We start from the raw sequence: 13,141 nt of genomic DNA on the forward strand, positions 1-13,141 counted from the left end.
TTCAGCCCCGCCGAGGCGGCGTTCGTCGTTTCAGTGAGGCGTTTCCTCGACGGCGTGGGCCACGCGGTGCGCGCGCACGCACCAGACGACGCTGACGATCATCAGGACGATGGCGACGATCTCCACCGCCGCCGGCGCGCGCCGTTCCAGAACATAGCCGTAGAGGAAGGCGAACACCGTCTCGAACACGATCATCTGGCCCAGCATGGTCAGCGGCAGACGCCGGCTGGCCTGATTCCACAGGGCGTTGCCGATGATGGAAGCCAGCAGGGCCACGCCCAGGCACACGCCCGCCAGCCTTGCCCACGCCTCTGCGTCCAGCGCGGGCGACGTCATGACGGCCGGAACCGCCAGCACCAGGGCCAGACCGCCCGTGACCACCCCGGTCAGCAGCGACCAGTCGTGCGGCGACACCTGCGTCAGCCGCGCCATCCACCGGCTGTTGCCCACCGCATAGGCCGTCCAGGACGCCAGGGCGCCGAAGGCGCAGGCCAGGCCGACCAGGGCCTGCGTCCCCGTCGAACCGCCCGCCGTCCCCTGCCCAAGCGCGCGCCAGCCGATCAGCCCGACCGCCAGCGCCGCCAGAGCGATGGGCGGCGCCGTCCGCGATAACGGCGGCCCGTTCCGATCCCTCAACCCCCACAGGGCCACGGCCACGGGCACCATGCCGACGATCAGCGCCGAGGCGGCCACGCCCGCAAGATGCACCGCCACGACCAGAAAGGCGAAATAGACCAGATTCCCCGCCAGGCTCAGCCAGACCAAGGCCCTCCACGCCCGCGCGTCAATCAAGGGCGCCAACCGTCGCCAGCGCGGCGCGATCAGAACCGCCGCGATCATCCCGTATGCCAGATACCGCCCGGCGGTCAGCAACAAGGGCGACGCCTCGGGCGACAGCTTGGGCGCCAAGAAGACCAGCCCCCACAGCGCGCCCGCGCCCAGTCCGGCCGCCACGCCCCACAGACGTTCGCGGGATGCCGCCGCCATGCTCGCTCCATCGTTCGAAACCCGATCGGCGCTTACACCGTTCGTCACCCGGCGAACACCGCCGGTTAAGCCGACGCGCCCATCATGGCGCCGAACCTGCGTCAGGATATTCCATGCGTATCGCCGCCTGCACCCTCGCCCTCTTGCTCTCGGCCGTCGCCGTCCCCGCCGTGGCCCGGGACGGCCGCGACTTCTGCGCCGACCGTCCGGGCAAGGGTACGCCGCCCTGCGTCCTCGACCAGGGCCGGTTGCAGATGGAGTTGGGTCTGTTCGACGTCTCGCGCCAGACCCAAGGCGACACGCGCACCCAAACCTGGGACGCCGGCGATCTTCTGGTCCGCTATGGTCTGGACGGGCTGACGGAAGTGCAGCTGGGCCTGCCCGTCTGGAACCGGCAGCAGGTCACGGATCGCACGACCGGCGCCCGCGACACGGCTCAGGGTGTCGGCGACCTGACGCTCGGCCTGCGTCGCTCCCTGGCCAATCCCGACGGCTCGGGCCTGTCGGTCGCCCTCGCGGGCTTCGTCGCCGCCCCGACCGGCGCGCGTGGCATCCGTGCCGACGGGTTCGAGGGCGGCGTCCTCCTGCCCGTCTCGGTTCCCCTGAACCCGGACTGGAGCCTCAGCCTGACGCCCCGCGTCGAATGGGTGTCCGACGCCGACGGCGAAGGCCGCCACGCCGCCTATTCGATGGTCGCCGGTCTCGGGCGCGACATCGGCCAGTGGAACCTGGGCGCCGAAATCTGGATCAGCCGCGACGACGATCCCGATCAGGCGACGACCCAGTCCACCCTCGACCTGACCGCCGTCTGGTCGCCCCCGTCCCTGCCCGACGCCCAGCTGGACTTCGGCGTGAACCTGGGCCTGAACGACGACAGCCCCGACGTGGCCTTCGGCATCGGCCTCGCGCGTCGGTTCTAGGCCGCCTGGACCGCCTCTTCAGCCGGAACCGTGCGGATCATGTAGTCGAAAGCCGACAGCCCCGCCTTGGAGCCTTCGCCCATGGCGATGACGATCTGCTTGTAGGGCACGGTCGTCACGTCGCCCGCCGCGAACACGCCCGGCTGGCTGGTCTCGCCGCGATGATCGACCTCGATCTCCCCGCGCGGGGTCAGGGCGACCGCCCCGTGCAGCCATTCGGTGTTGGGCACCAGGCCGATCTGCACGAAGATACCTTCCAGATCGACATCGTGCTGGGCATCAGAGTTGCGGTCCTTGTAGGACAGGCCCGTCACCTTCTCGCCGTCGCCGTGAACCTGGGTCGTCAGGGCCGAGGTGACGATCCGAACGTTCGGCAGGGTCGCCAACTTCCTCTGCAGCACCGCATCGGCCCGCAGTTCGCTGTCGTATTCGATCAGGGTCACATGGGCGACGATGCCCGCCAGATCGATGGCCGCCTCGACGCCCGAGTTGCCGCCGCCGATCACCGCCACCCGCTTGCCCTTGAACAGCGGCCCGTCGCAGTGCGGGCAATAGGCCACGCCCTTGTTGCGATACTGGTCCTCGCCCGGCACGTTCATCTGACGCCAGCGGGCGCCGGTCGACAGGATCACCGTGCGCGACTTCAGCGAGGCGCCGTTCTCCAGCACCACCTCATGCAGGCCGCCCGGAACCTTGGCCGGGATCAGTTTCGCCGCCTTGTTCAGATTCATGATGTCCACTTCGTATTCGCGGACGTGCTGCTCCAGATGAGCAGCCAGTTTCGGCCCTTCGGTATGGGGCACCGAGATGAAGTTCTCGATGGCCATGGTGTCCAGCACCTGACCGCCGAAGCGTTCGGCGACGACGCCGGTGCGGATGCCCTTGCGGGCGGTGTAGATGGCCGCCGCCGCGCCGGCCGGGCCGCCGCCGACGACCAGCACGTCGAACGGCGCCTTGGCCTTGATCTTCTCGGCGGCCTTGGCCTCGGCGCCGGTGTCGATCTTGGCGACGATCTGTTCCAGCTCCATCCGGCCCTGACCGAACAGTTCGCCGTTCAGGAAGACGGTCGGCACGGCCATGATCTTGCGCGCGTCCACCTCGTCCTTGAACAGGCCGCCTTCGATGGCGACGTGTTTGATGCGCGGATTGATCACGCTCATCAGGTTCAGCGCCTGCACCACGTCGGGGCAGTTCTGGCAGGACAGCGAGAAATAGGTCTCGAACAGATAGTCGCCGTCCAGATCCTTGACCTGCTGGATCACATCCTGAGCCGCCTTGGACGGATGGCCGCCGACGTGCAGCAGGGCCAGCACCAGGGACGTGAACTCGTGCCCCAGCGGAATGCCCGCGAACCGCACGCCGATGTCCGTGCCCTTCCTGCGGATCAGGAAGCTGGGTTGACGTTCGTCGTCATAGTCCCCGCCCATCTCGACCTTGCCGTGCGAGACCGAAACGATGTCCTCCAGCAGGGCCTTCAACTCCTGCGACTTGGGTCCGGCGCCCAGCGAGGCGACCAGTTCGACCGGATGGACGATGTTCTTGAGATAGCCCTCGAGCTGAGTTTTCAGATTGGCGTCCAGCATGGCGGCTCCTCAAATTCGACTGGGAAGGATGCGACGCCTTCGAGCCATTACGGCGAGGCGGTCACGGGATCATACGGCCCGGATCGCGGGCCGGTTGGGTCCGACGCAAGGCCGGACCCAGATAGGCGTAGTGCTTAGATCTTGCCGACGAGGTCGAGCGACGGCGCCAGGGTGGCCTCGCCTTCTTCCCACTTGGCCGGGCAGACTTCGCCGGGGTGGGCGGCGACATATTGCGCGGCCTTGACCTTGCGCAGCAGTTCGGCGGCGTTGCGGCCCACGCCTTCCGACGTGATCTCCATGAACTGGATCACGCCTTCCGGGTCGACCAGGAAGGTCGCGCGGTCGGCCAGGCCGACGCCCGGACGCATGACGTCGAAGTTGTTGGTGATCACGCCCGACTGGTCGCCGACCATATAGTAGTTGATCTTGCCGATGGCGGGCGAGGTGTCGTGCCAGGCCTTGTGGCTGAAGTGGGTGTCGGTCGAGACCGAGAACACCTCGACGCCCAGGCCCTGCAGCGTCGAATAGGAGTCAGCCAGGTCTTCCAGCTCGGTCGGGCAGACGAAGGTGAAGTCGGCCGGATAGAAGAAGAAGATGGCCCATTTGCCCTTTACGTCGGCGTCGGTGATGTCGACGAACTTGCCTTCCTTGTAGGCGGTCGCCGAGAAGGGTTTGATCGTCGTGTTGATGAGGGCCATGTGAAATCCATCGGCTGGGGTGGTTAGGAGGACTCACTCCTACCGCACCGCAACACATAAGCCCAATCACTTATTTGCAGACGCACAATAGATTTTAGTTATAGGACGGTAATCAGGGGTTACATCCCCGGCACGGCCCCGGCCTTGATCGCTTCCTGCATACAGCCGCTGCGTTCCGCCTCGAACCCATCGGCGTCCCGCACCCTGCGCTGCTCCACCGCCGTTTTGACCGTCGCTTCCCGATCGTCCGTGGATTGCGCGTCATTCAGCCTGGCGTCCCACCACTCGCTAATGAACCAGCTCGGCCCCGCCACCCGACCGGTCTCGCGCGCGGCGTCCTCGATCAGGATCGTGACGTGGGCATAGCAAATCTCGGCCCGCTGCATATCCGTCGGATAGGGCGTCGCCGCCTGCGCTCCCGCGACCTGAAGCGCCGTCGCCGCCAGCATCGAAACGATCGTCATCTCATTCTCCCCCTCGGCCTCTCCCCCGGCCCCACGCGATCAATACACCAAGAACGGCCTGCGCGTCTCGTCCCACGCCGCCTCGTCGGGCTGCGTCGCCGCATCCAGATCGCCTGGCGTCGCCGCCGCGTCGTCCACCCATTCTCGCAGGCCCGGCCCGCCGTTGATCACGTCGATGGGCAGTTTGCCGAACGCATACTCATACGGAAAATCCCGCCACAGGTCGTAATCGGGATACAGCCGCCGGATCGCCTTGAAACCCAGGGCCTGAACCCGCCACGGCTTGAAGGCGGCATGGTCGTAGGCGGGGGGATCGACATGGATCTGCACCCCGCTGCACAGCTTTCCGACGTGCTTGTGGAAGGTCGGCTCGAACCACATGTCGCGCAAGACGCAGCCGCCCAGCCATTCCGGGGCCAGCGCCTGCATCTCCGCTATCACCGCCCTCGCGTCGATGTCGGGCGCTCCGAACAGTTCCAGCGGCCGGGTCGTGCCCCGCCCTTCCGACAGGGTCGCCCCCTCCAGCATCACCGTGCCCGCATAGGCCCGCGCCATCGACAGGTTCGGCGCATTGGGGCTGGGGTTGACCCACGACCGTTCGCCCAGCGGCCAGCCGAAGCCCGGCCCCGCCTCGGGCGCCCAGCCCTGCATCTCCACCACCCGGTATTCGACGTCCAGCCTGAAGTGGTCGATGAACCACAGGCCCAGTTCGCCCATCGTCATGCCGTGGCGCATCGGCATCGGCCCGGCCCCGACGAAGCTCTCGTATCCGGGCTTCAGCGTCATCCCCTCGATCGGCCGCCCGGCCGGATTGGGCCGGTCCAGCACCCAGACCGCCTTGCCGTGTTTCGCCGCCGCCTCCAGCACATAGAGCAGGGTCGTGACATAGGTGTAGATGCGGCACCCCAGGTCCTGCAGGTCGATCAGGATGACGTCGAACGTCTCCATCCATTCGTCCCTGGGCCGCCGCACCTCGCCGTACAGGCTGAAGACCGGGATGCCATACACCGGATCGCGATAATCCGGGCTCTCCATCATATTGTCCTGCAGGTCGCCCTTCATCCCGTGCTGCGGCCCGAAGGCGGCGCTGAGGGTGATCTCGGGACAGGCGGCCAGCGCATCCACCGCATGGGTCAGGTCGCGCGTCACCGAGGCCGGATGCGCCAGCAACGCCACGCGCCGCCCCTTCAACGGCGCCCTAAGCGCAGCATCGGACAGCAGGCGGTCGAGACCGAAGTTCATGGCAGTTCCAGCGCGAAGGAGTCGGGGTGATGAAAGTCCGGCTTATCCGAGGAATGCCTCAGCGCCCAGTATCCGACCGAACCGTTCATTCCCTGGATCACGGCGGTCAGGCCCAGCGCCCCCGTCGCCTGGTCCGGCAGGGTCACGTCGGCCGTCAGCGCGAACTGTCCCGGCGCCCGGCGCGTCACGATGAAGGGCGCCGCCATGTCGAAGACCCGCATCCCCTGCCGATACCCCGCGAACCGATAGGCCGCCCACGCCCCCGACGGCGACAGATTGTATTCGACATAGCCGTCCGGCGTCGCCGCGAACGCCTCAAAACAGGTCGCACGCCACAGATCGTCGGCCCGCACCCGCGCCGCCTGTTGCGGCCACAGCACCGCCTCCACCGGCCCCGACAACGCATAGTCCAGACTGAGCCGACCGCCCTGCCGCCGCGCCTCCGCCTCCAGAGTCAGGCCGTCGTGGCGCGATGTCGGATGGGGGATAAGGGGCAGCCGCATCCCGCCTTCGTAGCGAAGGCTTGACGCCGGTCAACGTCGGGCTCTATCCGAGACCCCATGTTCGCCGCCCGCGCCATCGCCGGCCTGTATTACCGCCCGCTGTAAGCGAGCGGCCCGCGAACACGCGCCGCCTTCGCTGGCGACGCGCTCTTCGGAAATGGAAGACGACCGCCGGCATCCCTGCTAACGGAGCCTCCGCCATGACCGAACCAGCCTTCAAGTCCGACTTCCTCCGCACCCTTCAGGCGCGCGGCTACATCCACCAGATCACCCACCCCGTCGAACTGGACGAGGCGGCGGCGGCGGGCGTTGTTTCCGCCTATATCGGGTTCGACGCTACGGCGCCGTCTCTGCACGTCGGCAGCCTGATCCAGATCATGATGCTGCGCCGCCTTCAGCAGGCGGGCGGAAAGCCCATCGTCCTGATGGGCGGCGGCACCACCAAGGTCGGCGACCCGACCGGCAAGGACGCCTCGCGCCCGCAACTGACGCAGGACACGATCCAGGCCAACATCGACTCGATCCAGACGGTCTTCGCCAAATTCCTGACCTTCGGCGACGGCCCGACCGATGCGGTCATGGTCAATAACGACGATTGGCTGTCGGGCTATGGCTACATCCAGTTCCTGCGCGATTTCGGCACCCATTTCACCGTCAACCGGATGCTGAGCTTCGACTCGGTCAAGCTGCGGCTTGAGCGCGAGCAGCCGATGACCTTCCTCGAATTCAACTACATGCTGATGCAGTCTGTGGACTTCCTGGAACTGAACCGCAGCCTGAAGGTCACGTTGCAAATGGGCGGCTCGGACCAGTGGGGCAACATCACTTCCGGCGTCGATCTGGTGCGGCGCGTGGATCAGAAGGCCGCCTTCGGCCTGACCACCCCGCTGCTGACCACCGCCTCGGGCGGCAAGATGGGCAAGACCGCCCAGGGCGCCGTCTGGCTGAACGCCGAACAGCTCAGTCCCTATGACTACTGGCAGTTCTGGCGCAACGCGGAGGACGCCGACGTCGGCCGCTTCATGCGTCTGTTCACCGACCTGTCGCTGGAGCAGATCGCGGAATACGAGGCTCTGGAAGGCGCCGCCATCAACGACGCCAAGAAGGCCCTGGCCGACGCCGCGACCACGCTCCTGCATGGCGCCGAGGCCGCCGCCACCGCCCGCGCCGCCGCCGAAACCGCCTTTGAAAAGGGACAGGTCTCGGCCGACCTGCCGACCGTCGAACTGCCGGCGGCCGAGGTTTACGGCGCCATGATCGCCGCCGTCGTGACAAAGGCCGGGTTGACCGCCTCCAACGGCGAGGCCCGTCGCCTGGCTCAGGGCGGCGGCCTGCGCCTGAACGACGCCGCAATCTCCGACGGCGCCCAGCTTCTGACCGAGGCCGACGCCAGGGACGGCGTGATCAAACTGGCCGCCGGCAAGAAGAAGATCGTGCTCGTCAAACCCCTCTAATCCGCTCATCCCCGCGAAGGCGGGGACCCAGAAGGTGTCAAAGCGTGGCCTTCTTCACCTACATCGTGGCCAGTCGTCGAAACGGAACCCTCTACACGGGCTCCACCGACGATCTGCTTCAGCGCGTGGCCCAGCACAGGAACAAGACCTTCGCCGGATTCACGGCCAGGTACGACGTTCATATGCTGGTCTGGTTCGAGCGGCATGACACGCGCGAAGGCGCCTTCCGTCGCGAGCGTCAGATCAAGAAGTGGAACCGGAGTTGGAAGCTCCGACTGATCGAGGAACAGAACCCGGACTGGCGCGACCTTTTCGACCCTGTTCGCCTTGGCGGACTGAAGGATGCAAAGGACTGGGTCCCCGCCTTCGCGGGGATGAGCGGAGGACAGGAGACGCACGATGACCAATGAAGGCCAACCCGCCCCCGCCCTGGACCTGCCCGCCGACAACGGCGGCCGCGTCTCGCTCGCCGCCCTGCGCGGCAAGCCTGCCGTGGTCTATTTCTACCCCAAGGACGACACGACCGGCTGCACGCGCGAGGCTCAGGACTTCACCGCCCTGGCCCCCGACTTCGCCGCCCTGGACGCGACCGTCATCGGCGTATCCAGGGACACGGTGAAGAAGCACGACCGCTTCAAGGCCAAATACGATCTCGCCGTCATCCTGGCCTCGGACGAGGACGGCGCCGCCTGCGAGGCCTGGGGCGTCTGGGTCCAGAAGAAGCTGTATGGCCGCGAATATATGGGCATCGAGCGCGCCACCTTCCTGATCGACGCCGAGGGCCGGATCGCCCGCATCTGGCGCAACGTCAAGGTCGCCGACCACGCCGCCGCCGTGCTGGAGGCGGTCAGGAGCCTGTGATCGGCGAGCGCGGTTCGCAAGCCGTGCTTGACCTGCGCCTCCAGCCCAAGCCTAGTGTCGCCTCGGGCTATTAGGGGCTTGGCCGGCCTTGGCTGGCAGATGCGGAGCGCACCATGTTCACCAAGAGCAAATCCCACGACACCGGCTCTCAGGGCCTCGGCATTCCGCCAGCGCCCGAGCCGACGCCGGCTCAACCCCTCGCCGCTGCGCCCGCGCCGCGGCCGCCGGAACCGGCCCGTCCCGCCGTCCGCTCCAGCAACCTGTCCACCCTCGCCGCCGGGGTGAAGTACGAAGGCAACATCTCCGGCGCGGGCGAGCTCCAGATCGACGGCTCGTTGAAGGGCGACGTCCGCGTGGCCCGCGTCACCATTGGCGAAGGCGGCGCGGTCGAGGGCACGGTTCATGCCGACGTCCTGGAGGTGCGCGGCCGTGTCACCGGCGCCATCGTGGCCAAACAGGTCAAGCTCTACGCCACCGCCCGCGTCGAGGGCGACATCACCCAGGAGCAGCTAGCCATCGACCAGGGCGCCTGGTTCCAGGGCCGCTGCAATCAGGCCAAGCGCGACACCCCCGGCGCCGCCATGCTGGAAACCCCCGTCCCCAAACCCGAAAAGACCGAAGCCAAGTCTCCGGTCTGAAACATTCAGGACAATCGTCATTCCGGCTTCTTCGCTGCGCTCAGCCTCGGAACGACGGCCAACACGGGCTCAAGCAGGCCGAAGGCCGATAGCCCAAAAAGAAAGGGGCGGTCCATGGGACCGCCCCTTTCGCCTATTCGACCGTCGAACCGCGGGTCTGGCCGACGCGAGCCGCCAGGGCTGCGCCCATGAACGGGTCCAGGTCGCCGTCCAGCACGCCTTGGGTGTCCGATGTCTCCACCTCGGTCCGCAGGTCCTTGACCATCTGATAGGGCTGCAGGACGTAGGATCGGATCTGGTGGCCCCAGCCGATGTCGGTCTTGGCGTCGTTCAGGGCCTGAGCCGCCGCCTCGCGCTTCTGCAGTTCCAGCTCATAGAGGCGCGCGCGCAACATCTTCCATGCCTGGTCGCGGTTCTGGTGCTGCGAACGGCCCGTCTGGCACGACACGACCGTATTGGTCGGAATGTGCGTCAGGCGAACCGCCGAGTCCGTCTTGTTGATGTGCTGACCGCCCGCGCCGGACGCGCGATAGGTGTCGGTCCGCACGTCCGAGGGGTTGATGTCGATCTCGATCGTGTCATCCACCACCGGCGAAACCCCGATGGAGGCGAAGCTGGTGTGGCGCTTGGCCGCCGCATCATAAGGGCTGATGCGGACCAGGCGGTGCACGCCCGATTCCGACTTCAGCCATCCATAGGCGTTGGGGCCGCTGATCAGGACCGTGGCCGACTTGACCCCCGCCTGCTCGCCCTCTTCCTCGGCCTCGATCGTCACCTCGTAGCCGTGGGCCTTGGCCCAGCGGGTGTACATCCGCAGCAGCATGCCGGCCCAGTCGTTCGACTCCGTGCCTCCGGCGCCCGAGTTCACTTCCAGATAGGCGTCGTTGCCGTCGGCCTCGCCTGACAGCAGGGCCTCCAGCTCGGCACGGGCGGCGCGGTCCTTGATGCCGCGCAGCGACTCGCGGGCGTCTTCCAGCGCGCCCTCGTCGCCTTCCTCGTCGGCCATTTCAGCCAGCATGACCCCGTCCTCGAGATCCTGCTCCATCTGTTTGACGGTGTTGATCTGGCCTTCCAGCCGTGATCGGTCGCGGCTGACGGCCTGGGCCTCGTCAGGCCTGTCCCATAAAGTCGGGTCCTCGACCCGGGCGTTCAGCTCATCGAGCTTTCTGACAGCGGCGTCCCAGTCAAAGACGCCTCCTGAGCAGAGCGACGCTCTGCTCGATGTCGGCCTTCATGGCCTCGACATCCGGTCTCATCGCAATCTCCAGCGACAGTTAGCCCTCAAGTAGCAAGGCCCGCAGGCCGCGCGATAGGGCAAGGATAATGAAAGAACGGCGCGTCACGAGGACACGCCGTTCGATAGCCCTAACTAGAGCGTCAGTAGAGCCCGCTCAAGTCCTCGGCCGGCGCCTTCTTCGGCGGCGGCGGCGCGGTCGGGGCCGGGCCGGCGGCCGGCGCACTGGACGCGGCCTCCTGCTCGCGGCGGATCACGTCATAATAGTTCTGCGGTCCGACCGGCGCGGCCGGGGCCTGGACCGGCGGCGGTGCCTGACGTTCGGTGCCGGGGCGGAAGGCTTCCTCGATGCCGTTGACCATGCGGAACACGGCGTTCTTTGGCCGCACGAAGGGCCGCGCGGGCCGTTCCTTCAGGGCCGACTGCATGAACTGGGTGAAGACCGGCACGGCCGCCGAAGCCCCCGCCTCCCCCGATCCCAAGGAGCGGTTGTCGTCGAAGCCGATGAAGACGCCGACCACGATGTCGGTGGTGAAGCCCACGAACCAGGCCGAGCGGTATTCGTTGGTCGTGCCCGTCTTGCCCGCGACCCACGGCCCCAGGCCGCGCGCGCTGGCGGCGGTGCCGCGCTGGACCACGCCTTCCAGCATGGAGCTGATCTGATAGGCGGTGATCGGGTCGATGACCTGCGTGCCGCGTGGCTGCAGCCGAGGCGATTCCTGGCCCGAGAACCCCCGCCCGCATTCGCGGCAGCTGCGGTTGTCGGCGCGGAAGATGGTCTCTCCATCCCGGTCCTGGACGTAGTCGATCAGGTAGGGGTTTATCCGGCGGCCGCCGTTGGCGAAGGCGGCGTAGGCGGCCGTGATCTCCAGCGGCGTCACCTCACCGGCGCCCAGAGACACCGACAGGTTCGGCGATAGGCCCGGAATACCCATCTTGGCCGACAGATCGACGATCTTGGGCATGCCGACCGATGAGGCCAGCCGCACCGTCATGACGTTGCGCGACAGCTCCAGCCCGCGCCGCAGGGTCTGCGGACCATAATATTGCCGACTATAGTTCTCGGGCGTCCAGCGTTGGCCGTTCGGTCCGCCGGCGAAGCTGATCGGCGCATCCAGCACGATGGAGGCCGGAGTGAAGTCGCCCTCCAGCGCCGTCGCATAGACGAAGGGCTTGAACGCCGAACCCGGCTGACGCCTGGCCTGGGTCGCGCGGTTGAAGCTGGACAGGGCGTAGGAATAGCCCCCGACCATCGCCAGCACCCGGCCCGACTGCGGCTCCACCGCCACCAGGGCGCCGTTGACGCGCGGCACCTGCTTCAGCGCGTATTGCCCTCCGCGCGGCTCCACGAAGATCAGCTCGCCGCGTCGCAGTTGACGGTTGGCGTTGGCCCAGGCGGCGTCGGCGGCCAGCAGGGTGCCGCTCTTGTCGCTCTTGGCCGTGCGGATGCGCACGGTGTTTCCGCTGACGCTCTCGATGGCGGCGGCTTCCCAGGTGCGGCGTTCCGGCGGCGCCTGTTCCTTCAGGGCCTGGGCCTGCCAGCCCTCGGCGAAATCGGTCGTGCCCCATCCGCCGCGCCAGCCGTGACGGCGGTCATAGTTTTCCAGCCCCTGCATCAACGCCTCGCGGGCCGCCGTCTGCAGCGTCGGATCAAGGGTGGTGCGCATATAGAAGCCGCCAGCGCGCAACTGTTCGCCGAACTGCGGATTGGCGGCGGCCTGACGACGCGCCTCCTCCACGAAGAAGTCGGCGTCCTTGTAGTCGGCGCGTTGCGGCGCATTACGCGTGACCAGAGGCTTCGCGCGGGCCTCGACCAGTTGCTCCGGCGTCAGCCAGCCGCTCTGTTCCATTTCGCCCAGCACCCAGTCGCGCCGGCCCTTGGCCGCGCCGGGGTGGCGTTTGGGATGATAGTTGTTCGGCCCCTTGGGCAGGGACGCCAGGAAGGCCGCCTCGTCCGGCGTCAGCTGGGCCAGCGACTTGCCGAAATAGTTGTAGGCCGCCGAGGCGATGCCGAACGACCGATAGCCCAGGAAGATTTCGTTCAGATACAGTTCCAGGATCTGCCGCTTGGACAGGGTCGCCTCCAGCCGGTTGGCCAGGATGGCTTCCTTCAGCTTGCGGTTCAGGCTGGATTCATTGGTCAGCAGGACGTTCTTGGCCACCTGCTGGGTGATGGTCGATCCGCCCTCCAGCCGCCGGCCGGCGGCGAAGTTGAAGACGTTCTTCAACGAAGCCCGCCCCAGTCCACCCACGTCGATGCCGCCGTGCTGGAAGAAGTTGCGATCCTCGGCCGCCAGGAAGGCGTGGATCACCGTCGTCGGAATCTGGTCGTAGGAGACATAGATGCGGCGTTCGTCCGAAAACTCGCCTATCAGGGTGCCGTCCCCGGCATAGACGCGCGTCGCGGTCGGCGGGCGATAGTCGGCCAGCTCCGAAGCGTCCGGCAGGTCGTGGAACAGCCACGCCGCATAGACGGCGACCACAAGCCCCGCCAGGGCGATGGCGCCCAGCAGAACCATGCCCGCCCACACGAACCAGCGTTCGGCAATCTTCACTG

At 67.1% G+C, this 13,141-nt stretch carries 13 protein-coding genes; 5 read left to right on the forward strand and 8 right to left on the reverse strand.

Annotation, left to right across the window (positions count from 1 at the left end):
* Positions 1-30 precede the first annotated feature (30 nt).
* Complete coding sequence (locus ACWPV3_RS12160; protein ID WP_453978027.1) at positions 31-987, reverse strand: DMT family transporter; 957 nt, start codon at positions 985-987, stop codon at positions 31-33.
* 113 nt (positions 988-1,100) lie between these two features.
* On the opposite strand from ACWPV3_RS12160, the gene ACWPV3_RS12165 reads away from it, so the two are divergent.
* Complete coding sequence (locus ACWPV3_RS12165; protein WP_453978028.1) at positions 1,101-1,907, forward strand: transporter; 807 nt, start codon at positions 1,101-1,103, stop codon at positions 1,905-1,907.
* Here ACWPV3_RS12165 and ahpF read toward each other — a convergent pair.
* From ahpF to ACWPV3_RS12190, 5 genes are all read right to left on the reverse strand, one after another.
* A complete protein-coding gene (ahpF, locus tag ACWPV3_RS12170) occupies positions 1,904-3,490 on the reverse strand; it encodes an alkyl hydroperoxide reductase subunit F (RefSeq protein WP_453978029.1) in 1,587 nt (528 codons plus the stop codon). The two genes, ACWPV3_RS12165 and ahpF, sit on opposite strands and share 4 nt — an antisense overlap.
* A 134-nt stretch (positions 3,491-3,624) precedes the next feature.
* Positions 3,625-4,188 carry an alkyl hydroperoxide reductase subunit C gene (gene ahpC / locus ACWPV3_RS12175; protein ID WP_313454162.1) on the reverse strand — a complete coding sequence of 188 codons (564 nt, stop codon included), beginning with the start codon at positions 4,186-4,188 and terminating at the stop codon, positions 3,625-3,627.
* A gap of 119 nt (positions 4,189-4,307) precedes the next feature.
* Positions 4,308-4,652 (reverse strand): hypothetical protein, encoded by a 345-nt coding sequence (locus ACWPV3_RS12180; RefSeq protein WP_292088597.1) that lies wholly within the window; start codon positions 4,650-4,652, stop codon positions 4,308-4,310.
* A gap of 39 nt (positions 4,653-4,691) precedes the next feature.
* On the reverse strand, positions 4,692-5,894 hold the full coding sequence (locus tag ACWPV3_RS12185; protein ID WP_453978030.1) for an exo-beta-N-acetylmuramidase NamZ family protein: 1,203 nt from the start codon (positions 5,892-5,894) through the stop codon (positions 4,692-4,694).
* Complete coding sequence (locus tag ACWPV3_RS12190) at positions 5,891-6,397, reverse strand: DOMON-like domain-containing protein (protein WP_453978031.1); 507 nt, start codon at positions 6,395-6,397, stop codon at positions 5,891-5,893. Before ACWPV3_RS12190 ends, ACWPV3_RS12185 begins: the two co-directional genes overlap by 4 nt.
* Before the next feature lie 200 nt (positions 6,398-6,597).
* On the opposite strand from ACWPV3_RS12190, the gene tyrS reads away from it, so the two are divergent.
* The 4 genes from tyrS (at position 6,598) to ACWPV3_RS12210 (ending at position 9,350) form a co-directional block, all read left to right on the forward strand.
* On the forward strand, positions 6,598-7,851 hold the full coding sequence (tyrS, locus tag ACWPV3_RS12195) for a tyrosine--tRNA ligase (protein WP_453978032.1): 1,254 nt from the start codon (positions 6,598-6,600) through the stop codon (positions 7,849-7,851).
* Positions 7,852-7,895: 44 nt separating this feature from the next.
* Complete coding sequence (locus ACWPV3_RS12200; RefSeq protein WP_292088601.1) at positions 7,896-8,261, forward strand: GIY-YIG nuclease family protein; 366 nt, start codon at positions 7,896-7,898, stop codon at positions 8,259-8,261.
* Complete coding sequence (locus tag ACWPV3_RS12205; RefSeq protein ID WP_292088602.1) at positions 8,251-8,712, forward strand: peroxiredoxin; 462 nt, start codon at positions 8,251-8,253, stop codon at positions 8,710-8,712. Before ACWPV3_RS12200 ends, ACWPV3_RS12205 begins: the two co-directional genes overlap by 11 nt.
* 113 nt (positions 8,713-8,825) lie before the next feature.
* Positions 8,826-9,350: a bactofilin family protein gene (locus ACWPV3_RS12210; RefSeq protein WP_453978033.1), complete on the forward strand. Its 525-nt coding sequence runs from the start codon at positions 8,826-8,828 to the stop codon at positions 9,348-9,350.
* 133 nt (positions 9,351-9,483) lie between these two features.
* Here ACWPV3_RS12210 and prfB read toward each other — a convergent pair.
* Positions 9,484-10,606, reverse strand: a protein-coding gene (prfB, locus tag ACWPV3_RS12215) for a peptide chain release factor 2 (protein ID WP_292088605.1) whose coding sequence is annotated in 2 segments (ribosomal slippage) — positions 9,484-10,536 and positions 10,538-10,606 — 1,122 coding nt in all. Because the reading frame shifts where the segments join, the coding sequence is not laid out codon by codon here.
* A 121-nt stretch (positions 10,607-10,727) separates the two neighbouring features.
* Positions 10,728-13,139 (reverse strand): penicillin-binding protein 1A, encoded by a 2,412-nt coding sequence (locus tag ACWPV3_RS12220; RefSeq protein ID WP_453978034.1) that lies wholly within the window; start codon positions 13,137-13,139, stop codon positions 10,728-10,730.
* Between the last annotated feature and the right edge of the window lie 2 nt (positions 13,140-13,141).

The organism is Brevundimonas sp. Marseille-Q4549 (assembly GCF_976940555.1).

Excerpts from the sequence above, each read along its gene's own strand:
- ACWPV3_RS12160 (WP_453978027.1), bottom strand. The coding sequence starts at position 987 with ATGGCGGCGGCATCCCGCGAACGTCTGTGGGGCGTGGCGGCCGGACTG.
- ACWPV3_RS12165 (WP_453978028.1), top strand. The coding sequence starts at position 1,101 with ATGCGTATCGCCGCCTGCACCCTCGCCCTCTTGCTCTCGGCCGTCGCC.
- ahpF (WP_453978029.1), bottom strand. The coding sequence starts at position 3,490 with ATGCTGGACGCCAATCTGAAAACTCAGCTCGAGGGCTATCTCAAGAAC.
- ahpC (WP_313454162.1), bottom strand. The coding sequence starts at position 4,188 with ATGGCCCTCATCAACACGACGATCAAACCCTTCTCGGCGACCGCCTAC.
- ACWPV3_RS12180 (WP_292088597.1), bottom strand. The coding sequence starts at position 4,652 with ATGACGATCGTTTCGATGCTGGCGGCGACGGCGCTTCAGGTCGCGGGA.
- ACWPV3_RS12185 (WP_453978030.1), bottom strand. The coding sequence starts at position 5,894 with ATGAACTTCGGTCTCGACCGCCTGCTGTCCGATGCTGCGCTTAGGGCG.
- ACWPV3_RS12190 (WP_453978031.1), bottom strand. The coding sequence starts at position 6,397 with ATGCGGCTGCCCCTTATCCCCCATCCGACATCGCGCCACGACGGCCTG.
- tyrS (WP_453978032.1), top strand. The coding sequence starts at position 6,598 with ATGACCGAACCAGCCTTCAAGTCCGACTTCCTCCGCACCCTTCAGGCG.
- ACWPV3_RS12205 (WP_292088602.1), top strand. The coding sequence starts at position 8,251 with ATGACCAATGAAGGCCAACCCGCCCCCGCCCTGGACCTGCCCGCCGAC.
- ACWPV3_RS12210 (WP_453978033.1), top strand. The coding sequence starts at position 8,826 with ATGTTCACCAAGAGCAAATCCCACGACACCGGCTCTCAGGGCCTCGGC.